The organism is Arthrobacter sp. 05N428_2 (assembly GCF_056397065.1).
The window spans coordinates 114,817-135,557 of sequence record NZ_JBFTMR010000011.1; the positions used below are offsets into that span (position 1 = coordinate 114,817).

Here is a 20,741-nt window from a genome sequence, read left to right on the forward strand (position 1 = left end):
CTGAAGCCGCTACGCCGGGGGTGCTGGCGTCGACAGGTAGTCTTCGATGGCGTCCGCGGCGGCAGTCGATCCGCCGGCTGAACGGACGTGTTGGCTCATGGCCTGCAGGTTGCGCCGGACTTCCGGATCCCGGTTGAGGCCGGCGGCGGCGGTCAGGATCAGTGCGGCTGAGAGCCCTTCCGCAGGCAGGCGGCGGCCCAGATGCAAGTCCTCGACGCGCCGGGCATTCGCTTCCTGTTCCGGTTGCAGCGGATAGGCCAGCAGGGGCACCCCGAAGTACAGCGCCTCCATCGTGGAATTCATCCCCGTGTGGGAGAGGAAGACGTCGGCGTGCCGCAGGACCTCCAACTGCGGAAAGGCAGGACGGATGTCGACGTTTCCTGGGATTGGCCCCAGCTCCGATACCTCGACTCGGTCGCCGATCGCCATGGCTACCTGCCAAGGGCTGGCGGCGAAGGCCTGAAGGCACATCCGGAAGAAGTCCGGACGGTCGTTCAGCGGCGTGGTCCCGAGCGAGATGAACACCAGGGGCTGGTCCTTGCTGCCGGGTTGCCATGCCCCCGCGGTGACTCTGGGACCAAGGCTGGGCCCGACAAAGTGGAAGCTGGCGTCAAAGGTGTCTCCGGCGGGTTGAAATTCCCTGGGGATGAAACAAATGCTCAACGACGCCGGCGGCCCCTCCATGAGGGAGAAATGGTCCAAACCCTGCCCGGCCGCGAAGTCCTCGATCCGCTGGCGGGCCTGTCTCCATGCTGCCAGCATTTCGGCCGGTGCTCCGGCCGGCATCAGCTCCCGCATCGAGAAGTGTTCGTTGCTCGCATAGCTCGGGAGCAACGCGATGTCCGGGAGCCCGAGCTTGATCGCGGCCATCTTCCCGGCCAGCGTCATGGCGTCGTAACAGACAGCGTCCGGTAGGTCGGCGGTCAGGCGGGCCAACAGTGCAGGGAATTCCTCCCGTGCCCGCTCGAGGAGACGGTCCAGCAATCCTGACATCATCCCGGGTGCCAGGGCCCCCGGCATTCCTGGCGGCGACGACCCCGGGCGGGCGCCGCCAGGCGAACCGCGGAACCGGGGAAACTGCGCGGCCAGATCCTCCCCGCTCTCCAGGAAGGCGGCTCCGGCAGCATGCACGGCCTGTTCGTAGGTTGCCGAGGTTGCATACGTGACACGGTGGCCGCGGCGGACGAGCTCCGCCACGACCGGCAGGGTCGGATTTACGTGGCCCGCGGCAGGCAGGCAGATAAAGACGATATGCATGGTGCCGCTCCTCGGACAGACAGCGCCCGATCCAGCGGCGGATCCCGCGGCGCATGTTCCGGGTCTCTCATTATCGTACGTACAGTCGCTTTGGATGGCCATGAGCGCGCCCAGCACGACCCGGCACTCCGGGTAGCCGCACCTTGGCTTTACCCGCACTGCCGCATCCGCGTATACTTGTGTATTTGTCCGGTCGGTTCAGCCAGCCGGAACAATTACGCTTCGCGGCGCGTTATACCTACTGATGAATTCTGCAGCTTTCTGCAGTGGGGGAACGCAACGCACAAAGTAGTCCGGTGAGGTCCTTGCGGCCCCCGGCTTGCGCAGGGCCCGGCCCTGCGAACCGATCATGAGGGAGAAAAGATGAGCGATCGCAGCCTGCGGGGTATGCGCCTTGGCGCACAGAGCATGGAGACCGAATCCGGTGTCGAACCGGCTCCGCGCCAGCGGGTTGAGTACCGTTGCGCGGACGGCGAGCAGGTCTTCGTGACCTTCTCCTCGGAAGCGGAGATCCCCCCGGTATGGGTTTCGAAGACCGGCAAGGAAGCCCTGCTGGTCGACGGCGAACGCCCCGTCAACAGCAACGAGAAGGCGGTCCGCACCCACTGGGACATGCTGCTGGAACGCCGCTCGCTGCCGGAACTGGAGCAAATCCTCGAAGACCGGCTCACCATCCTGCGCGAACGCCGCGGCGAACGCCGCTCAGCCTAGCCCTGCCGCAGACTTTCGGTGGCAGCGGCGGCCAGGCCGCAGCCACAAAAGGGCCGGCCGGGTACGTCCGCTACTTGCGGGAGAGCTTGCCGCTAAGGGTGTTCCAGCGTGCGGTGAGTCCCCAACGGGTGACGTTGATCATTGCTTCGACGACGATGTTGCCGCTCATTTTCGACGCTCCCAGTTCGCGCTCCACGAACGTGATGGGGCGTTCCACGATGGTCAGGCCCAGTTTGGCCACGCGCCAGGCGAGGTCCACCTGGAAGCCGTAGCCCACCGAGTCCACCGAATCGAGATTGAGCTTCTCAAGGGTGGTCCGGCGGAAGGCGCGGAAGCCGCCCGTGACGTCCTTGATTTTGACGCCCAGCATGATCCGCGCGTAGGTGCTGCCGACGCGGGAGATAGCCTGCCGGTACAGCGGCCAGTTCACCACGCTGCCGCCGGGGACCCAGCGCGAACCCATGGCGAGGTCTGCGCCCTGTTCCACCGCTTCGATCAGCTGCGGCAACTGCTCCGGTTTGTGTGAGCCGTCGGCGTCCATTTCCACGAGGATGTCGTAGCCGGCGTCGAGTCCCCACTTGAAGCCGGCGATGTACGCCGCCCCGAGCCCCGCCTTGCCCTCGCGGTGCAGGACGTGGACCTGGCCGTCCTCGGCAGCAATGCCGTCCGCCAGTTGGCCCGTGCCGTCGGGGCTGTTGTCGTCAACTACCAGGACGTCGGAGGACGGCACGGCGGTGCGCAGGCGCCCAAGGGTCTTGGGCAACGATTCCAGCTCGTTGTAGGTCGGGATGATCGTGAGGACACGCACAGCGAGGCCTTTCCTTTAAGGGGGCGGGTCGAAGGGCCAGGGCAACCGGCTATCAGCCGAAGACAGGCACAGCTCCCCAGTATAGTCAGTCAGCGGACCGGCGCCCGGCGTGCCTAGTTTCCCAGCAAGCCGTTGGAGAAGAGCTCGACGCCGTTCCGCACCGTCTGCAGGCAGACAGGATCGCTGCCGGTGTCCAGCGCCGGCAGCAGGGGCGTCCGGGCACGGGGGTCCGTGCTCCAGGACTGGACCCGCCCGTCCGCCACCTGGACCATCAGTTCTTCGACTTCCCAGACCGCGAAGCTGGCCGGCGCACCCGGGACGAGCTGGCCCGCCATCGGGTCCCGGTACCGGGCGGCCCGCCAGCCGGCCCTGGTGTGGCCCAGGAACGCGGCCCGCGCGGAGATCCGCTCGGCGTCGTTGTGGTGCTCCAGGCAGGCGCGGACGCTGGACCACGGTCGCAGCGGGGTGACCGGGCTGTCGCTACCGAAGCAGACGGGCACCCCGGCGGAGTAGAAGGAGCCGAAAGGATTCATGCCGGTGTGGCGGGAACCGAGCCGCCGCGCGTAGAGGCTGTCCGGCCCGCCCCAGCGGGCGTCGAAGACGGGCTGCGCGCTGACCGTCACCGAGTACTTCGCCAGCCGGGCGATGGCGTCCGGGCCGGCGAGTTCGACATGCTCCAGGCGGTGGCCGGCCGCGCGGACGCGCTGTTCGCCGACCTCGGCGGCGGCCCGGTCCAGGGCCTCCAGCGCAGCGTCCAGGCCGGCGTCGCCAATCACATGGAAACCAGCCTGGATGCCGAGGATGGAGCACGCTGCCACGTGCGCGGCGGCCTCGTCGACGGAGAGGTATCGGCTGCCCCGCTCCCCCGGCGCGTCGGTGTAGTCGCCGCGCAGCGCCGCGGTGCGCGACCCGATCGAGCCGTCCATGTTCAGGTCCCCGGCCAGGCCCAGCACCGCCACGCCGAGGCTCTCGAGAATGGCGCGGGCCTGGTCCGCCGAACCGGCCAGCTGGCCCCAGTAGGGCAGGATCTCCGGGACGGCACGGCCGGTCCGGTCAGCGGCGTTCCAGCCGGCGGCGAGCTGCAGGTCTGCGACGCCGCCGATGTGCGGGGCCGCCATTTCGGCCAGCGCCACATATCCGTTGGCGGCCGCCTCGGCCAGCGCGGCCTGCTGGTAGCCGAGCAGGGCTTCGGCCGACAGCTTACGCGCGGCAAGGCGCGCGGCGATGTGGGCGGCGCGTTTGACCTGGCCGCTTGTTCCATCTCCGTCGAGTCCCTCGAGCCCGGAGTCGGCCGCCAGCGAGGCGGACACCAGGGCCGAGTGCACGTCCACCCGGGACAGGTACACGCGGCGGCCGCCCGCGGCGCGGTCCAGCTCCTCGCGGCTGGGCAGGGTGGGGTCGGCCCAGAGTGTCTCGTCCCAGCCGTGCCCCAGCACCGTGCCGCCCGCGCCGGAACCGGACACTGAGGAACCGGCGACGGCGTCCAGCAGTTCCGCGGCGGAGCGGACACCGCCCAGCTGCAGTGAGTCCAGCGCGATCCCCGTCTCGGTCAGGTGCACGTGGGAATCCACGAAACCTGGGGCCAGGAGGGCGCCCTGCAGGTCGACGACTTCCATCGAGGAGTCGGCGATGGAGGTGGCGGCCTGTTCGGCGCCGACCCAGGCCACCGTGTCGCCGTCGACCAGCATGGCAGTAGCGAAGGGATCCGCAGCAGTGTAGACGGATCCGTTGCGGTACAGCGTCACCTTGCGCGGTGCCTTAGGTGCTTCGGACGGTGAAACGGTCATGCTGGGGACTCCTCGTAACTGGGGGCCGGCGGTGGCCGGAGGTGCGGGCCGGACGTGCTCTCCGGATTGGAGAAGCTAGCCGGGCGGGGTAGTAAGGGTGGGCGGCTGTCAGCGGCCGGTTACGCGACGGCCGAGTAGGCGACGACGCCGCGTTTGACCAGGCTGATCGCTTCCGCGCAGAGCCGTGCAACGCGCGGTTCCAGGCCCGGGATCTTGGCCAGCTGGTCCAGCAGGTCGATAACCTGTTTGACCCAGCGGACAAAGTCTCCGGCGGCCAGGTCCGTGCCGCTGAGCACCTCCTGGAGGTGCCGACCCTTGGCCCACTTGAAGATCGGCCAGACCAGGCCCAGCTCGGGCTCGCCCGTCAGCGGCAGCTTGTTGGATTCCTCCACGTCCTCGAGCGCGGACCACTCCCGGACGACGGTGTCGACCGCGGACTCCAGCGAGACGCTGGGCATCTTGGGCCGCAGGCCGCGGTCCTCGCGCTTAGCCTGGTAGACCAGGACACTGGCCAGCGCCGCGACTTCGGCGGCGTCGAGGTCGTTGAAGGCGCCCAACCGCAGCGACTGCGAAATCAGCAGGTCCTTTTCGCCGTAGATCCGGCGGAGCCGCTGGCCGTCCGGGCTGATCGAGAGTGCCCCGGAATCCGAGGTCTCGAGGTAACCGTAGGCGGAAAGGACCCCGCAGACCCGGTCGAAGGTCTTGGCGATGGTGTTGGTCCGGCCCTGGATCTGGCGGATCAGGCCGTCCGTCTCCTGGCGGAGTTTCCACCAGCGCTCGGACCAGCGGGCGTGGTCCTCACGCTCGCTGCAGCCGTGGCACGGGTGGGCGCGGAGCTCGCGGCGCAGTTCCGTGATCTTCTTCTCCAGGTTCGGCAGCGCGGCGGCCCGGCCGAAGTCCTCATTGCGGTTCGGCGGGGCCGGCGGCCGGCCATCCCGCATCGCGTTCCGGACCGAGGACGCCAGGTCCCGTCGGGACTTGGGCACCTTGGCGTTGAAGGACTTGGGGATCCTGACCCGGGTGATCGGGGCGAGCGGACCTTCCACGTCGTGCAGGCCGATCCGGCGCAGCTGGTTGTCCAGGGTCATGACCGCGGGACGCGGTTCGCGTGAGTGGTGGTCCGAGCTCAGGACGACGGCGAGGCCGGGCGCCCGCCCCGAAGGGACGTCCACGACGTCGCCGGGCAGCAGCCGGCTCAAGGAGTCCTCGGTGACCGACTTCCGGGCCCGGGACGTCCCCTTCGCGGCGCTGTTCTCCGCTTCGGACAGCGCCCGCCGCAGCCGGGAGTACTCGGTGAAGTCGCCCAGGTGGCAGGTCATGGCCTTGCTGAAGCCGGCGAGGGATTCTTCCCGGCCGCGGACCTGCTTTGCCAGCCCGACGACGGAGCGGTCAGCCTGGAACTGCGCGAAGGAGGATTCCAGGATTTCCCGGGCGCGGGGCCGGCCGAACTGCGCCACAAGGTTGATGGACATGTTGTAGGTCGGCCGGAAGCTGGAGTTCAGTGGATAGGTCCGCCGGGAGGCGAGGCCAGCGACGGCCGCCGGATCTGTCCCCGGCTGCCAGAGGACGACGGCGTGGCCCTCGACGTCGATCCCGCGGCGTCCTGCCCGGCCGGTCAGCTGGGTGTACTCCCCCGCCGTGATGTTGACGTGCGCCTCGCCGTTGAACTTGTCCAGCTTTTCCAGCACCACGCAGCGCGCCGGCATGTTGACGCCCAGCGCGAGGGTCTCGGTGGCGAATACGGCCTTGACCAGTCCGTCCACGAAGAGTTTCTCAACCACTTCCTTGAATGTCGGCAGCATGCCGGCGTGGTGCGCGGCCAGGCCGCGGAGCAGCCCGTCCCGCCAGCTCCAGAAGCCCAGCACGTCCAGGTCGTCGGAGGGGATGTCCTGGGCTGCCTCGTCGACCCGGCGGGCAATAATGAGCTGTTCCTGCTCGGTGGTCAGCCAGAGCCCGGCGGAGACGCACTGCGCCACGGCGGCGTCGCAGCCGGCGCGCGAGAAGATGAAGGTGATGGCAGGCAGCAGGTCCATCCGGTCCAGGCTGGCGATGACCTGCGGCCGGCTGGCCTTCCGGACCGGGCTGCGGGTGCCGCCTTGCGGGGCTTCGTCCCGTTGGTTTCGTTGGTTGCGCTGCCGTTGGTTGCGGCCGCCGTGGCCGAAGCGGCCGCGGAAGTTCATCTGGCTCTCGGCGCGTGCCATCGAGAGCAGTTCCGGATTGACTTCGAAGCCGGCCCGCTCGGTGATGACGGCGCTGGCACCGGCTTCGGCTGTTGCGGCCACGTTGTTTTCGCCGGCGGCCGCGATCTCATCGAAGCTGGTGTCGCCGGCAAACAGGTCCACGATCTTGCGCCCCACCATGACGTGCTGCCACAGCGGAACGGGACGGTGTTCGGAGACAATGACGTCGGTCTGGCCGCGCACGGTGTCCAGCCAGGCGCCGAATTCCTCGGCGTTGGAGACCGTGGCGCTAAGCGACGCCACCTGGACCTCGCTGGGGAGGTGGATGATCACTTCTTCCCAGACGGCGCCGCGGAACCGGTCCGCGAGGTAGTGCACCTCGTCCATCACCACGAAACCCAGGTCCTCCAGGGTGTCCGAGCCTGCGTAGAGCATGTTGCGGAGCACTTCGGTGGTCATGACCACCACGGGCGCCTCACCGTTGATGCTGGTGTCGCCGGTCAGCAGTCCCACCTGGGCCGCGCCGTATTTCTCCGCCAGCTCGGCGTACTTCTGGTTGCTCAGCGCTTTGATCGGCGTCGTGTAGAACGCTTTCAGGCCCCGCTGGAGGGCCAGGTAGATAGCGAACTCCCCCACAATCGTCTTGCCGGCACCGGTGGGTGCCGCCACCAGGACGCCGCGGCCCGCCTGCAGCGACAGGCATGCCTCGCGCTGGAAGGGATCGAGGTCGAACGCCAGCGAGCGGGTGAAGCCGCCCAGGTACGTTTTGGCTTCTGCGGCCCGCTCGGCGCTGGCGCGGTAGCGCTCGGACGGCGACTCCGGCCCGGGTAGTGAGGACATGCTTCCAGCCTAGTGTGCCAAGGGCTAGAGATTTTCCAGCTCTGAGCTGGGAGTGGCCAAGTCCGCGGTGGCCTCCGTCTCGGCGGCGACGCGGGCGGTGCGCTTCTCCCGCCGGCGGTCGTTGAGCAGGCACAGCCCGATCGCGGTGAAGAAGAGCACCAGCATCGGCACGGCGAGGTAGAACATGCTCGTTGCGTCCGCACCGGGGGCCGCCATCGCGGCGAAAAGGCAGACCAGGAACACGGTGATTCGCCAGCTCTTGAGCAGCTGGCGGCCGGTAATCAGGCCGGCGAGGTTCAGCCCGAACAGCACCACCGGCAGCAGGAAGGCGATGCCGAAGGCCAGCAACAGGCGCAACACGAAGGACAGGTACACCTGCGCGCTGATGAAGTTGGAGCCGCCCGAGGGGGTGAACTCCGTGAGGACCCGCACCGCATTGGGCAGCACCAGCCAGGCGAGGAGTACGCCGCCGACAAACAGCGGCACGGCGGCCGCCACGAAGGACAACGCCAGGCGCCGCTCCTTCTTGTGAAGCCCGGGCACGATAAACGCCCAGAGCTGGTAGATCCACACCGGGCTCGCGACGATCAGGCCCAGGAACACGGACACCTGGATCATCAGGTCAAAGGAGCTTGCCACGCCGTCGAAGTTCAGTGAGGCCTGCCGGCCCTGCTGCTCATTCAGGTCTCGGATCGGCTTGGTCAGCGCCGCCAGCATCGGCTGGTAGAGGAAAAATCCGATCACGGTGCCGACGACGACGCCGATCGCCGACTTGAAGAGCCGGTTCCGCAGCTCCTTGAAGTGATCGAGGAGCGCCATCCGGCCCTCGGGGTTCGATCGGCGGTTCATGGTTACTGCCATGTGGTTCTAGGCGCGGCTCGGCGGCGGAACGTCAGTTCCCTCGCTCGGGCGGCTTTCGGTGCCGGCGGACCGGGGGTGGTTCACCACTTTGCCTTCGACGGCGTCGGAGTCATCCTTCGTCTCCGCAGTGCCGTCCTTCTTCATTTCGCGGACCTCGGATTTGAAAATCCGCATCGACTGGCCCAGGCTGCGGGCCATGCCCGGCAGCTTCGGTGCAGCGAAAAGCACCAATGCCAGGACGATGATGATGATGAGATGCCAGCCTTCAAGCCTCATGCCGGGTGGTCCTTTCGTTTGAGTACATCCTACGTCTTACGGAGGTCGATGTCGCGCAGCGCCTGGGGCTGTCCACGCTCCGCCTTGCGCCGTATCCGACGCAGCCGCCGGGCTTCCTGCCGAGCCGTCTTGGATGCGTCATAATCATGTCGCATCAGTGCAGGCTGGGCAAAAACAGCCGCTCCGGGTGCGGCTCCCGGACGAGGCGCCCCGCCGCCGTCCGAGCCTACGGCGGCCAGATGAACAACGGCTGAACCGGAGGTAAGCGGGTCGGAGGCGAAGTTCGCGAACCGGTCCCCGGCCTCACCCAGTTCCTTGGCCGTGGCCATGAACTGCCGGAACAGCCGGACGCCGAGCACGCCGATGAAGAGCAACGACAACGCAACGAGCGCTATCCAGATTACGATCCAGGACCACCAAGGCATGCTGTTCAGTCTAGCTGGCGTGCAGCGGAGTCCTCGTACCGTGCCAGGGCGGCGTCGAGCCACCCGCGGGTGGCGTCAGCCAGGTCTGCGGGCTGCAGGATCCGGACGGTGCCGCCGTGCTGGGCCACGAACATCGGCAGCCAGTCCGCGCTGCCGAAGCGGATTTCGGCCAGCAGATTGCCGTCCGGAAGCGCCGCTGTCCGCTCGGCGTAATAGTCGTCCGCCAGGCCGGCGCCCTGCCGGGTCAGCTCCAGGACCACCACGACATCGTCGTCGTTGGGGGTGAACAGCTTTACCGGAAAACCGTCGGCCGGGTCGGCGGCCGACGACACCGGGAGTCCGTTGGGCTGCAGGTCTTGGATCCGGTCCAGCCGGAAGTTCCGCAGCCCGTGTGCCGAGTGGCAGTAGGCCTCGAGGTACCAGGTGCTGTCCAGCGAATACAGCCGGTGCGGGTCCACGTCGCGTTCGGAGACGGCGTCGTGTTGCGGGGCCAGGTAGCGCAGCCGCAGCTGCGCTCCGCTGCGGATGGCGTCGCGGGCCGTTTCGAGGGTGGCGGAGTCCTCCGGCGCCACCTCGGGTCCAGCCACCGCCGCTGCCTTGAGGCCCTCTTCGCCTGCTGCTGCCATCAGCTTGAGGGTGACGGACTCCAGGGCGCCTCCCTCGGCGAGCCCGGGCAGCCCGTTGAGGGCTTCCAGGCCGGTTAGCAGGGCACAGGCCTCGTCCACGGCGAAACGGACCGGACGGGTGAGGTCGAGGTCCTGAATGATGTAAACGTGGTCGTCGTCCCACCGGATGTCCAGGAGATCGTCCGGGTAGCCTTCGGGGAGTCCGGAGCAGATCAGGATCCGCAGGTCGTCCTCGAGTTCCTTGCGGGTGATGCCGAAACGACCGGCGACCTCGCTGATGTGTAGCCCCTGGTTGTGGACCAGGAACGGGACCAGCTGCAGCATCCGTTTGAGCTGGTCCTCGGAGGTGCGTTTACGGGTCCGCTGAGCCGGTCCCGAGCGCGGAAAGTCGATCGGCGGGACCGGCGCGGAGGCGAACGCGGCGGCGGCGGCCAGGCGCCGACGCACGGCGGCGTGCAGCTCCGGCGGGTCGACGACGGCGGCTTTCGGACCGTAGGAAGCGAGTTCTTCGGCGAGGGTCTCCGCGTCCCGGTACGGCACCCTGAGGCGGTCGTAGCCATCGGGGACGGGGGCCTCATCAGCGCCCGAGGAGCCCGCCAGGGCGTGCTTGCGCAACCCCAGCAGCGCCCCGGCGGCGACGTCGACGACGGCGTGCCGCACGGGCAACTCGGGCAGGGCGGCGAGTTGTTCGCGGACATTGAAAGCCGGCGGCGGAGTGAAGGCCTCGTGCTCCAGGAGGGTGACGGCGGAGGTGAGGCGCGAGAGCCGGAAGAACCGTTTGTCCGCACGGGCGCGGTCGTAACCGACCAGGTACCACTGTCCGAAGCGGCTGCCCAGGCCCCAGGGTTCAACCGTGCGCTCCTCCTCCTGGCCGGTGCTGCCGGCCAGGTAGCTGAACGTCACGGTGTGCTGGGAATGGACGGCGGCGACGAGGTCCTCGAACGCCTGCCCGGCCGGCCGGATGCGGGGCTGGACGCCCGGGGGAAGCTCGGGGTCCACCAGACCGCCGGACGCCTGCAGCTTGCGGACCGCGTTTTGGGCGGCGGAGCCAAGGGCAGCCTGCTCCCACAGCTGGGCCGCCAGGATCAGCACCGTGCACTCGGCCGGGGTCAGGCTCACGTCCGGCAGCCGGTTGGATTCCTTGCCGATCCGATACCGCGTGGTCGCCGGATCGTCCGAGCCCCAGCCCGTGTCGGTTACGGTCTCGACCTCGAAACCGAAGGCCCGCAGTTCGCCTTTGTCCCGCTCGAACATCCGTCCGAAGGCGGCCTCGGAGCTGGTGGTGTCGTGGTAGACCTTCAGGCGCAGTTCACTGCGTCGCAGCCCGTATTTGGTGTTGAGTAGCGCAATGAGCAGGTTCAGGAGGCGTTCAGTACGTGAGGCGGACACTCCGCAAGGGTACTAAAGACCCCGCGCCGAAAACGCGAAAGCGCGGCAACAGCCGGAAGAACTTTCCGATTGTTACCGCGCTCCGGCGACAGGGTGGCCCGGGTGGTCCGGGCCGTGCTTACGCTGTGGCGGGCCCTTAGCGGACGGCGACGAGGTCGACGACGAAGATCAAGGCCTCGTTGGGGCCAATCGCTCCGCCCGCGCCACGGGAGCCGTAGGCCAGCTCGGAGGGGATCTCCAGCCGGCGGCGGCCGCCGACCTTCATGCCCAGCAGGCCCTGGTCCCAGCCCTGGATGACCTGGCCAACGCCGACCCGGAAGTCGAGCGGTGCGCCCCGGCCCCAGGAGGCGTCGAACTCTTCGCCGGTGGACCAAGCGACGCCGACGTAGTGGGTGGAAACGGTGTCGCCGGCCTTGGCTTCGGGGCCGTCGCCTTCGATCAGGTCGGTGATGACGAGTTCGGTGGGTACGTCGCCCTGGGGGAAGTCAATTTCCGGCTTCTGGCGGTCGAGGTTGCGCTGTCCAAACGACATGGTTGCTCCTTTGTGGTTGCTTGGTGGGTGTTGGTTACTTGACGCCGAGGATGTCGACGACGAACACGAGGTCGCCCTGGGGCTGGCCGCTGGCGGCAGTGGCATCAGGGTAGGCGAGGTCCTTCGGGACGACCAGGAGGACGCGGGAGCCGACGGTCTTGCCGTCGAGGCCCTGGGTCCAGCCCTTGATCACGCCGGTGAGCGGGAAGGTCGCCTTCTTGCCGCTGTCGAAGCTGGAATCGAAGACCTTGCCCCCGGCCAGCGCCACGCCGACGTAGTTCACCGTGATGGTATCGGTGGACTTGACGGCCTGGCCCTTGCCCTTTATCAGGTCCTGCGAGATGAGGGCCTTGGGTGCGGCCACTCCGTCGACGGAGATGACCGGAACGCCCTTGTCGTTTTCCTTTACGGTCGGCAGGCCGGCCGGCGGGGTCACGGCGTCGCCCTCGGGCTTGTCGAGGACGGGAGCCGCGTCCTTCGCGGCGAGGATCTTGATGACGAGCAGCTGGGAGGGCTGGGGTTCAGCGCCTTCCGCGGCGGCCTGGCCGGGGACGGCCAGGGCCAGGTGCGAGCCGACCTTGGCTCCGACGAAGGCGTTGTAGATGATCGCGCTGTTGGTCTTGAGATCATCGTTCAGCTCAAGCTTTTCGGGATCCTTCGGGAAGGTGTCCTCGACGGTGGAGCCGTCCTTGCCGTTGAAGGCGACGATTGAGATGTCCGCGACCTGGTTGGCCTTGACGCGGTCGCCGCTGCCCTCATCGACGACCTTGACGGTCGGTTGCGTGACGTCCAGCGGTTTGGTGAACTCAACGCCGGGAGCCTTCTTGTCGCCGTTGTCGGTGAGTTTCAGCGAGTCCAGTTTCGCCGTCTCGCCGGCGGACTGGCTGGTAGGTTCCGGAGCGGCGGGCTGCCCGCCGCAAGCGGTGAGCAGCAGCAGTCCGGGGATAAGAATTGCTAGTAGTCGGCGCACGTAAGAACTTTCGTCGGGGCAGGGTGGGCACTTCACCGGACAGATGCCAGCGGCAAAGCATGCGGTAGCCGTGAGACGGCACCTTTTCCAGAGTAACGTGGAAAGCTGGGTATCAGCCCATAGAGTCCAGCAGGGCGTCCACCCGCTCGTCCACGCTGCGGAAGGGATCCTTGCACAGGATGGTCTGGTGGGCGCGGTCGTTGAGCTTCAAATGGACCCAGTCCACGGTGTAGTCGCGGCCCAGTTCCTGCGCCCGCCGGACGAAGTCGCCGCGCAGTTTGGCCCGGGTGGTTTGCGGCGGGGCGTCGACGGCGTCCTTGACGGCCGTGTCGTCCACCACGCGCCGTGCCGCGCCCCGGGACTGGAGCAGATAGAAGAGCCCCCGGCTGCGGGAAATGTCGTGGTAGGTCAGATCCAGCTGGGCGATCCGCGGCGCGTCGAGTTCCAGGCCGTGCCGCTCACGGTAGTTGTCCATCAGCTTCTTCTTGATGGCCCAGTCCACCTCCGTGTCGATGGTGCCCGTGTTGCCGCTTTCAATGGCGTCCAGGGTGCGCTCCCACAGATCCAGGATCAGCGGGACGTGGGCGTTGTGGGCGCCGCGGTCCGCGACGAACTCGGTCACCTTGTTCAAGTACTCGCGCTGGATCTCCAGGGCGGTCAGCTGCCGCCCGTTGGCCAGCCGCACCACCGCGCGCCCGGTCAGATCATGGGAGATCTCGCGGATGCTGCGGATGGGGTTCTCCATCCGCATGTCGCGCATGATCACGCCGGCCTCGATCATCCGCAGGATCAGGTCGACGGTTCCGACCTTCAGCAGCGCCGTCGTCTCGGACATGTTCGAATCCCCCACGATCACGTGCAGCCGCCGGTAGAACTCGGCGTCGGCGTGTGGTTCGTCGCGGGTGTTGATGATGGGCCGCGACCGGGTCGTGGCGGAGGAGACGCCCTCCCAGATGTGGTCGGCGCGCTGCGAGAACGCGAACGTGGCGCCGTGCGGGGTCTTCAGGATCTTCCCCGCCCCGGCGATCAACTGGCGGGTCACCAGGAAGGGGATCAGGATTTCAGCCAGCCGGGAAAACTCGCCGCGGCGCGGTATCAGATAGTTTTCGTGGCTGCCGTAGGAGTTCCCGGCCGAGTCGGTGTTGTTCTTGAACAGGTACACGGTCCCGTTGAAGCCTTCGGCCGCCAGCCGTTCCTGCGCCTCGTCCACGAGGTCATCGAGGATCAGCTCCCCGGCCCGGTCGTGGGCGATGAGCTGGGCCAGGTCGTCGCACTCGGCAGTGGCGTACTCGGGGTGGGAGCCGACGTCGAGGTAGAGCCGGGAGCCGTTGGTGAGGAACACGTTGGAGGACCGGCCCCAGCTGACCACCTTGCGGAAGAGGTAGCGGGCCACCTCCTCCGGCGCCAGCGGGCGGGATTCCGGGCTCGAATAGGAAATTCCGAATTCGGTCTCAATCCCGAAAATGCGCTTGTCCATCTCAGTTCTCCTCAGCCAGCAGGGCCACAATGTCGGCGTCGTCGAGGCGGCGGAAAGCGCGCCGGGTACCGCGGCTGCTTTCGGAATCGCGGTCCAGTACGCCGACCTCCACGGCCGACGCCGGCAGCGCGTCAGCCTCCTTGTCCGCGACCAGTCCGGCCAGGGCCAGCCGGATGGCCCCGGCGAAATCGAGTTCGCCGCGCCAGCCGGCGGCGACAGCCTCGGACACCTTGTCGGCCTGCCCGCCCATCACGATAAAGCCCTGCTCGTCGGCGATGGACCCGTCGAAGGTCAGCCGGTAGAGATGGTCGGCTTCCGGACCGGCCCCGACCTCGGCCACCGCCAACTCCACTTCGAAGGGCTTTTGCTCCGCGGTGAACACGGCGCCGAGGCTCTGTGCGTAAACGCTGGCCAGCCCGCGGGCCGTCACATCCTCGCGGTCGTAGGAGTAGCCCCGGACATCGGCGTACCGGACCCCGGCCTGCCGCAGGCTCTCGAACTCGTTGTATTTACCGACGGCGGCGAACGCGATCTTGTCGTAGATTTCGCCGATTTTGTGCAGCGACGGCGACGGGTTTTCGGCCACCAGGGCGATCCCGTCACGGCAGCTGATGACCACCACCGACCGGCCCCGGGCTATCCCCTTCCGGGCGAAGTCTGCCCGGTCCTTCATCAGCTGTTCCGGTGAGACATAGAACTGCTGGGTCATCTCAGGCCTCCCGCTGGGCTACGGCCCGTGATTCGATGATGGTGCCGGCCACGGCGGCCAGTTGGCGTTCCGGGATACGGACCGCACCGGACCGGCTGACGGTGTACACCACCGGCCAGAGCTGCCGGACCGGGTCCGGGCCGCCCGTGGCGGAGTCGTCGTCGGCCGCGTCGTACAGCGCCTCGACCGCCACAGCCACGGCTTCTTCTTCGGCGAGGCCGGGCCGCCAGAGTTTCTTCAATGCGCCGCGGGCAAACATGGAACCCGAACCGACGGTGTGGTGTTCCTGCTCCTCGTACCGGCCGCCGGTGACGTCGTATGAGAACAGCCGGCCGACGCCGGCGGGCCGGTCGAAGCCGGCGAACAGCGGGATAACGGCGAGCCCCTGCATCGCCATGGGCAGGTTGCCGCGGATCATCGCGCCGAGCCGGTTGGCCTTGCCGTCCAGGCTCAGCGGGGTGCCCTCGATCTTTTCGTAATGTTCGAGTTCAACCTGGAACAGCCGGGTGATGTCCAAGGCGATGCCGGCGGTCCCGGCAATCCCCAGCACGGAATATTGGTCGGCCGGAAACACCTTTTCAATGTGCCGGCTGGCGATCACGTTGCCCATCGTGGCGCGGCGGTCACCTGCCATCAGCACTCCCCCGGCGTAGGTCATGGCGACGATGGTGGTCGCGTGCGGTGTCTGGAGCGGCACCGCGGCGGTTCCCGCGGGCAGCCCGGTGGGAGATCCGCCGTTCAGGGCGCCGAGCAGGGCGTTGTAGGGCAGCAGTTCCGGCCGGGACCGCTGCAGGTGTTCGGTGAATGAGGACGTCGCGTTCGCTGCTACCTGGTTGGCTGATGTTTCCTGCACTGGTGCACTCCCTCAACGTAGTGGCTCAACGACTTCCGGCCCGCAGCCCAGTGTTTCCTCAGTTCCGCGTCTCCTCCGCTAGTTCCACGCCGGCCAAGGACCGCTGGCCTACTGGCCGCCCTTTTGGACGAAGGCGCGGACGAATTCCTCGGCGTTGGACTCCAGCACGCCGTCAATCTCATCGAGCAGATCGTCCACGCCCTGGGTCGCGGCAGAGGCCTGGCCTTCCGGCGGCGCAGGGGTGGCGGGAATGTCCTCGTCCACCTCGGTGTCGCGGGACTGCGGCTGCTGCTGCTCCTGGCCTGCCATCGTTTTCTCCTTCTCGCTGTCTGTCCCATCGTGCTTGGGACATCCTGTAAGCCCATATTGCCACGCCGGGGCGTCGCGCGGGGGTCTTTCCGACTAGGAACCCGGGGGCAGTCCAAGGAGCTCCGCCAGGAACGGCCCGGCCTCGCGGTGCCGTGCAAACAGGCCGCCGGTCAAGGCCTCCGTGCCGCGCAGCGGTTCGCGGGTGGGGACGCGCTGCAGCTTGCCGCGGCCCGGCAGGTCGAAGATCACCGAGTCCCAGCTGGCCCCCACCAGGTCCGTGCCGAAACGGCTGACGCAGCGCCCGCGGAAGAAGGCCCGGGTGTCCGACGGCGGTTCGGTCACGGCGCGGCTGATCGCCTCGTCCTCGACGATCCGCTGCATCCGGCCCCGGGCCAGGAGCCGGTGGTAGAGGCCCTTCTCGGGGCGGATGTCCGCCCATTGCAGGTCCACCAGGCCCAGCCGCGCGTCCGACCACTCCAGTCCGTCGCGCTGCCGGTAGCCCTCCATCAGGGAGAGCTTGGCCAGCCATTCCACCGTCGACGCCGCCGCCGCCCGGTCGCTGTCCAGCTCGGTCAGGGTCGCGGACCAGCGTTCCAGCACCGCGTGGGTGTGTCCGTCGCCGTCGACGGCGTCCGCCACCCCTGTGTCCTGCGCGAGTTTCGCGGCGGCCTCGAAGTAGATCCATTGCAGGTCCAGGGCGGTGACGCGGCGGCCGTCGAGCAGGCGAAGGGTGGCGGTCAGCGAGGTGTCGTGGCTGATCGCCTGTAGGGCGGCCACCGGTTCGTGGACTTCGACGCGGGGCGCCAAGCCGTGCTCAATCAGGCTCAGCACCATGGCGGTGCTGCCGAATTTGAGGAAGTTGGCGGCCTGGCTGAGGTTCGCGTCGCCGATGATGACATGCAGCCGGCGGTACTTGTCCGCGGTGGCGTGCGGCTCGTCCCGGGTGTTGATGATGGGGCGGCGGATCGTCGTTTCGAGCCCGACTTCGGTTTCGAAGAAGTCGGCACGCTGGCTGATCTGGTAGCCGGGCCGGGAGCTGTCCTGGCCGAGGCCGACGCGGCCGGCACCGCACATGATCTGGCGGGTGATGAAGAACGGCGTCAGACCCCGCGCGATCTCACCAAACGGGACCGACCGGGGCATCAGGTAGTTCTCGTGCGAGCCGTAGGACACGGACTTGTTGTCCGTGTTGTTCTTGTACAGGTTGATCGGCGGAAGCTCCGGGTCCGCCGCCAGCCGCCGGACCGCGGCGAGGGCCACCAGGTCACCTGCCGCGTCCCAGGCGACGGCGGCGCGCGGATTCGTGACTTCAGGGCTGGAATATTCCGGGTGGGCGTGGTCCACGTACAGCCGGGCGCCGTTGCCGAGCACCATGTTCATCAGCAGCGAGCCTGACTCGTCCTCGCCGTCGTGGTCCAGTTCCGCGCGGCCGTAGGCGAGGGCGATCGCCTCCGCGTCCAGGACCGGCGGACGGTCGGTGAGCTGCTCAGGGGTCGCCGCGCTCCGCTCCAGGGTCCAGCCGCGCGCGTCGTGCAGGGGCTCCTCGTCGGTGTAGTCCCACCGGGTTTCGGCGCCGCCGGCGGCACGCTGCCGGGTCACCTGGGCGTAGGCCTGGATGACCCGGGCCGACATCATGGTGGCGTTGGCGCCCGGCGCGGAGGGCGCGTGGATGCCGTATTCGGTTTCGGAGCCCATCACCCGCATGGCGCCGCCGACGGGCAGCCCGCCGGTATCGCCGGCCGGACGGCCAGGCACTGCCGTCACAGGTACTGGCCTGTGCTGGGCATGGTTTCGATGGACTTCCCCGGTTCCTGTCCGGCTTTGCCCTGGACGATGGTGCGGATGTACGTGATGCGTTCGCCCTTCTTGCCCGAGATGCGTGCCCAGTCGTCCGGGTTCGTGGTGTTGGGCATGTCCTCGTGCTCGCGGAACTCGTCGACGACGGCGCGCAGCAGATGGTCGATCCGCAGCCCCTTCTGCCCGGACGTCAGCAGGTCCTTGATGGCCGACTTCTTGGCCCGGTCCACCACGTTCTGGACCACGGCCCCGGAATTGAAGTCCTTGAAGTACAGCATCTCGGTGTCGCCGTTCGCGTAGGTCACCTCGAGGTACTCGTTGGACTTCTCGGTGGAGTACATGGCCTCCACGGTGCGCTGGATCATGGCATCCACGGTGGCCTGGACGTCGCCGTCGTGCTCGGCGAGGTCGGAGCTGTGGAACGGCAGGTCCGTGGTGATGTACTTGTTGAAGATGTCCGCCGCGGCTTCGGCGTCGGGGCGCTGGATCTTGACCTTCACATCCAGCCGGCCCGGCCGCAGGATGGCCGGATCGATCATGTCCTCCCGGTTGGAGGCGCCGATCACGATCACGTTGTCCAGCCGCTCCACGCCGTCGATCTCGCTGAGCAACTGCGGCACGATCGTGGTCTCGACGTCCGAGGAGATGCCGGTGCCGCGGGTGCGGAACAGCGAGTCCATCTCATCGAAGAACACCACCACCGGGCTCCCCTCGGAGGCCTTCTCCCGGGCGCGGGCGAAGATCAGCCGGATGTGCCGTTCGGTCTCGCCGACGTACTTGTCCAGCAGTTCCGGACCCTTGATGTTCAGGAAGTAGCTCTTCATGTCGGTCTTGCCGGCCCGCTCGGCGGCACGGGCGGCCAGCGAGTTGGCCACGGCCTTGGCGATTAGGGTCTTGCCGCAGCCCGGCGGCCCGTACAGCAGGATGCCCTTGGGGGCCTTGAGCCCGTGCTCCCGGTACAGATCGGGGTGCAGGAACGGCAGTTCGACGGCGTCGCGGATCTGTTCGATCTGCGGGCCCAAGCCGCCAATGTCCTGGTAGGTGATATCCGGGACTTCTTCGAGGACAAGGTTCTCGACTTCGGACCGTGGAATCTTCTCCAGCGCGTACCCGGTGCGGGTGTCGATCGAAAGCGCATCGCCAACCCGCAGCTTCTGCGCCAGGAGGGCCCCGGAGAGCCGGATCACCCGCTCCTCGTCGGCGCGGCCAACTACGAGGGCGCGGTCTGAGCCCAGCAGTTCCTTCAACGTGACGAGGTCGCCGGCCCGCTCATAGCCGAGCCCGGCCACCACCAGCAGGGCCTCGTTGAGCAGGACCTCCTGGCCGACGGCGAGCTGGTTGAGGTTAACCAGCGGGCTGATCCCCACCCGCATCTTGCGGCCCGCGTTGAAGATGTCCACGGACTCTTCGGTGGCGGCCTGCCCGCTGTTGCCGGGCGCCGGGTGCCGCTTCGGGTTGAGCTGCAGGACCGTGCCGAAACTGTACGGCGGCTGGCCCTCCTGGTCCAGGGCGTTCTTCAGCCGCAGGATCTCGGCCTTGGCCGTTTCCAGCATCCCGACCAGTTTGGAGTTGTTCTGCGTGGCGGCCGCGAGTTGACGGTCGATGTGGCGGAGCTTGTCGCGCAGGATGTTGACCTGGCGTTCGGCCACGGACAGTTCACTGTCCGCAAAGCGGTCGACGTCGGCCGCCGACGGCTCGGTCCGCCCGGCAGCGGCAGCCGCCAGGGCCTCTTCCTCGGCCGGTGTGCGGCCACGGTCGTTGCTCGGAGTCTCCATCGTTCATCAGCCCCTTCAGTACCTCTATTAAGACCTTAGCCCCAAGAGGTGGCACGCCGCTGAAGACTTCCGAAATGCGGACTAGTTCGTAACCTCGGGGGTGTCCTTGACGTTCGTGCCGGCGATCGCGTCGCGTGCCGCCCGCCGCAGTTTCTTGTCCGACACTGCCCGCTCGCCGACGGCGCCCGGGGTCCAGGCGTTGACATCCTCGGCGTCGAAGTCGGTCTTGGACGGCCGGCGCTTGACCGAGATGCCTGTAACGCCGTCGGCCAACCGGCGGGTGACCAGCAGGAACCCGGTGTGCGCCACCATGCGGTGGTCCGGGCGGACGGCGAGGCCCTCCAGGTGCCAGCCGCGGACCATGGACTCCCAGGCATCCGGCTCGGTGAAGCGGCCGTCGGCGCGGATGGCCTCTGCGGTCCGGGAAAGCTGCGTCACGGTCGCGACATAGTTGATCCAGACGCCGCCGGGAGCCAGCACGGTGGCGACGGCGTCGAGGCATTCCCAGGGGGCAAGCATGTCCAGGACCACGCGGTCCACGGAACCCGGCTTCTCCGTCCGGACGACCTCCTCCTGGAAGTCGCCGAGGCTGATCTGCCACGCCGGGTGCGGGCCGCCGAAGATCGTCTCGACGTTGCCGCGGGCGATGTCCGCGAATTCCTCACGCCGTTCGAATGAGTGCAGGTAGCCGTTGTCCCCGACCGCACGCAGCAGCGAGATGGACAGCGCGCCGGAGCCGACGCCGGCCTCGACCACCCGGGCGCCGGGGAAAATGTCCGCCATGGTGACGATCTGGCCGGCATCTTTGGGGTACACCACGGCGGCGCCGCGCGGCATCGAGAGCACGAAATCGGAGAGCAGCGGCCGCAGGGTCTGGTACTGCTGGCCGACGTTGTTGACCACGACCGAGCCGTCCGGCTGGCCGATGATCTCGTCGTGGTTGAGGAAACCGCGGTGCGTGTGGAAGGCCCCGCCGGCCTCGAGGCTGATGGTGTTCATCCGGCCTCGTTCGTCCGTGAGCTGCACCCGCTCGCCTTCGCGGAACGGTCCGCGGCGCCGGGCTGCGCCCACCGGCGGCTTGCCCGTTGTGGTGGGTGTGCTCGTGGTGTCCCCTGCGGGGATGTCGCTGCTCATGGAATGTTCCTCGCTCCTGTAAAGC

The 20,741-nt window shown here is 67.9% G+C and carries 18 protein-coding genes; 1 reads left to right on the forward strand and 17 read right to left on the reverse strand.

The genetic code is table 11. The features are described 5' to 3' along the window. Positions 1-9: 9 nt before the first annotated feature. Positions 10-1,257 carry a macrolide family glycosyltransferase gene (locus tag AC1DGI_RS13480; protein ID WP_476899209.1) on the reverse strand — a complete coding sequence of 416 codons (1,248 nt, stop codon included), beginning with the start codon at positions 1,255-1,257 and terminating at the stop codon, positions 10-12. A 363-nt stretch (positions 1,258-1,620) separates the two neighbouring features. Here AC1DGI_RS13480 and AC1DGI_RS13485 point away from each other — a divergent pair, with 363 nt between their 5' ends. Beyond that, positions 1,621-1,968, forward strand: a complete 348-nt coding sequence (locus AC1DGI_RS13485) for an RNA polymerase-binding protein RbpA (protein ID WP_136322768.1) — start codon at positions 1,621-1,623, stop codon at positions 1,966-1,968. Positions 1,969-2,038: 70 nt separating this feature from the next. Here AC1DGI_RS13485 and AC1DGI_RS13490 read toward each other — a convergent pair whose 3' ends face one another. The 16 genes from AC1DGI_RS13490 to AC1DGI_RS13565 all read right to left on the reverse strand — a co-directional run bounded on the left by AC1DGI_RS13490 (position 2,039) and on the right by AC1DGI_RS13565 (position 20,716). Then, a complete protein-coding gene (locus tag AC1DGI_RS13490; protein WP_476899210.1) occupies positions 2,039-2,776 on the reverse strand; it encodes a polyprenol monophosphomannose synthase in 738 nt (245 codons plus the stop codon). Positions 2,777-2,889: 113 nt separating this feature from the next. Further along, complete coding sequence (locus AC1DGI_RS13495) at positions 2,890-4,563, reverse strand: amidohydrolase (protein WP_476899211.1); 1,674 nt, start codon at positions 4,561-4,563, stop codon at positions 2,890-2,892. A 119-nt stretch (positions 4,564-4,682) separates the two neighbouring features. Beyond that, complete coding sequence (locus AC1DGI_RS13500; RefSeq protein ID WP_441400240.1) at positions 4,683-7,583, reverse strand: DEAD/DEAH box helicase; 2,901 nt, start codon at positions 7,581-7,583, stop codon at positions 4,683-4,685. 24 nt (positions 7,584-7,607) lie between these two features. Further along, the gene (gene tatC, locus AC1DGI_RS13505; RefSeq protein ID WP_441400250.1) at positions 7,608-8,402 is read right to left on the reverse strand and encodes a twin-arginine translocase subunit TatC; all 795 of its coding nucleotides are present in this window, start codon (positions 8,400-8,402) and stop codon (positions 7,608-7,610) included. Positions 8,403-8,450: 48 nt separating this feature from the next. Beyond that, a complete protein-coding gene (tatA, locus tag AC1DGI_RS13510; protein WP_441400242.1) occupies positions 8,451-8,720 on the reverse strand; it encodes a Sec-independent protein translocase subunit TatA in 270 nt (89 codons plus the stop codon). Positions 8,721-8,749: 29 nt separating this feature from the next. Continuing rightward, positions 8,750-9,145, reverse strand: a complete 396-nt coding sequence (locus AC1DGI_RS13515; RefSeq protein WP_441400244.1) for a hypothetical protein — start codon at positions 9,143-9,145, stop codon at positions 8,750-8,752. Positions 9,146-9,150: 5 nt separating this feature from the next. After that, positions 9,151-11,160, reverse strand: a complete 2,010-nt coding sequence (locus AC1DGI_RS13520; RefSeq protein ID WP_476899212.1) for a helix-turn-helix transcriptional regulator — start codon at positions 11,158-11,160, stop codon at positions 9,151-9,153. Between the two features lie 136 nt (positions 11,161-11,296). Further along, on the reverse strand, positions 11,297-11,692 hold the full coding sequence (locus AC1DGI_RS13525) for an FKBP-type peptidyl-prolyl cis-trans isomerase (protein ID WP_441400248.1): 396 nt from the start codon (positions 11,690-11,692) through the stop codon (positions 11,297-11,299). Between the two features lie 34 nt (positions 11,693-11,726). Beyond that, a complete protein-coding gene (locus AC1DGI_RS13530; RefSeq protein WP_441400249.1) occupies positions 11,727-12,662 on the reverse strand; it encodes an FKBP-type peptidyl-prolyl cis-trans isomerase in 936 nt (311 codons plus the stop codon). A gap of 112 nt (positions 12,663-12,774) precedes the next feature. After that, positions 12,775-14,139: a Pup--protein ligase gene (gene pafA / locus AC1DGI_RS13535; protein ID WP_441402511.1), complete on the reverse strand. Its 1,365-nt coding sequence runs from the start codon at positions 14,137-14,139 to the stop codon at positions 12,775-12,777. A 1-nt stretch (position 14,140) separates the two neighbouring features. Next, entirely contained in the window at positions 14,141-14,848 is a 708-nt protein-coding gene (gene prcA, locus AC1DGI_RS13540) for a proteasome subunit alpha (protein ID WP_441402512.1), read from the reverse strand. A 1-nt stretch (position 14,849) separates the two neighbouring features. Further along, a complete protein-coding gene (gene prcB, locus AC1DGI_RS13545) occupies positions 14,850-15,701 on the reverse strand; it encodes a proteasome subunit beta (protein WP_441402513.1) in 852 nt (283 codons plus the stop codon). A 108-nt stretch (positions 15,702-15,809) separates the two neighbouring features. Beyond that, positions 15,810-16,010, reverse strand: coding sequence for a ubiquitin-like protein Pup (locus tag AC1DGI_RS13550; protein WP_441402514.1), 201 nt, complete (start codon positions 16,008-16,010; stop codon positions 15,810-15,812). Positions 16,011-16,103: 93 nt separating this feature from the next. Next, complete coding sequence (dop, locus tag AC1DGI_RS13555; protein ID WP_476899224.1) at positions 16,104-17,714, reverse strand: depupylase/deamidase Dop; 1,611 nt, start codon at positions 17,712-17,714, stop codon at positions 16,104-16,106. 56 nt (positions 17,715-17,770) lie between these two features. Then, complete coding sequence (gene arc, locus AC1DGI_RS13560; RefSeq protein ID WP_476899213.1) at positions 17,771-19,582, reverse strand: proteasome ATPase; 1,812 nt, start codon at positions 19,580-19,582, stop codon at positions 17,771-17,773. An 81-nt stretch (positions 19,583-19,663) separates the two neighbouring features. Next, positions 19,664-20,716: a tRNA (adenine-N1)-methyltransferase gene (locus AC1DGI_RS13565; RefSeq protein ID WP_441400377.1), complete on the reverse strand. Its 1,053-nt coding sequence runs from the start codon at positions 20,714-20,716 to the stop codon at positions 19,664-19,666. Positions 20,717-20,741 lie beyond the last annotated feature (25 nt).

What these genes read in the sequence shown, in the direction of transcription:
- tatC (WP_441400250.1), bottom strand. Translation starts at nt 8,402, where the DNA reads ATGGCGCTCCTCGATCACTTCAAGGAGCTGCGGAACCGGCTCTTCAAG.
- AC1DGI_RS13525 (WP_441400248.1), bottom strand. Translation starts at nt 11,692, where the DNA reads ATGTCGTTTGGACAGCGCAACCTCGACCGCCAGAAGCCGGAAATTGAC.
- AC1DGI_RS13515 (WP_441400244.1), bottom strand. Translation starts at nt 9,145, where the DNA reads ATGCCTTGGTGGTCCTGGATCGTAATCTGGATAGCGCTCGTTGCGTTG.
- AC1DGI_RS13550 (WP_441402514.1), bottom strand. Translation starts at nt 16,010, where the DNA reads ATGGCAGGCCAGGAGCAGCAGCAGCCGCAGTCCCGCGACACCGAGGTG.
- dop (WP_476899224.1), bottom strand. Translation starts at nt 17,714, where the DNA reads ATGCGGGTGATGGGCTCCGAAACCGAATACGGCATCCACGCGCCCTCC.
- AC1DGI_RS13500 (WP_441400240.1), bottom strand. Translation starts at nt 7,583, where the DNA reads ATGTCCTCACTACCCGGGCCGGAGTCGCCGTCCGAGCGCTACCGCGCC.
- pafA (WP_441402511.1), bottom strand. Translation starts at nt 14,139, where the DNA reads ATGGACAAGCGCATTTTCGGGATTGAGACCGAATTCGGAATTTCCTAT.
- tatA (WP_441400242.1), bottom strand. Translation starts at nt 8,720, where the DNA reads ATGAGGCTTGAAGGCTGGCATCTCATCATCATCATCGTCCTGGCATTG.
- AC1DGI_RS13480 (WP_476899209.1), bottom strand. Translation starts at nt 1,257, where the DNA reads ATGCATATCGTCTTTATCTGCCTGCCTGCCGCGGGCCACGTAAATCCG.
- AC1DGI_RS13565 (WP_441400377.1), bottom strand. Translation starts at nt 20,716, where the DNA reads ATGAGCAGCGACATCCCCGCAGGGGACACCACGAGCACACCCACCACA.
- prcA (WP_441402512.1), bottom strand. Translation starts at nt 14,848, where the DNA reads ATGACCCAGCAGTTCTATGTCTCACCGGAACAGCTGATGAAGGACCGG.
- arc (WP_476899213.1), bottom strand. Translation starts at nt 19,582, where the DNA reads ATGGAGACTCCGAGCAACGACCGTGGCCGCACACCGGCCGAGGAAGAG.
- AC1DGI_RS13495 (WP_476899211.1), bottom strand. Translation starts at nt 4,563, where the DNA reads ATGACCGTTTCACCGTCCGAAGCACCTAAGGCACCGCGCAAGGTGACG.
- AC1DGI_RS13485 (WP_136322768.1), top strand. Translation starts at nt 1,621, where the DNA reads ATGAGCGATCGCAGCCTGCGGGGTATGCGCCTTGGCGCACAGAGCATG.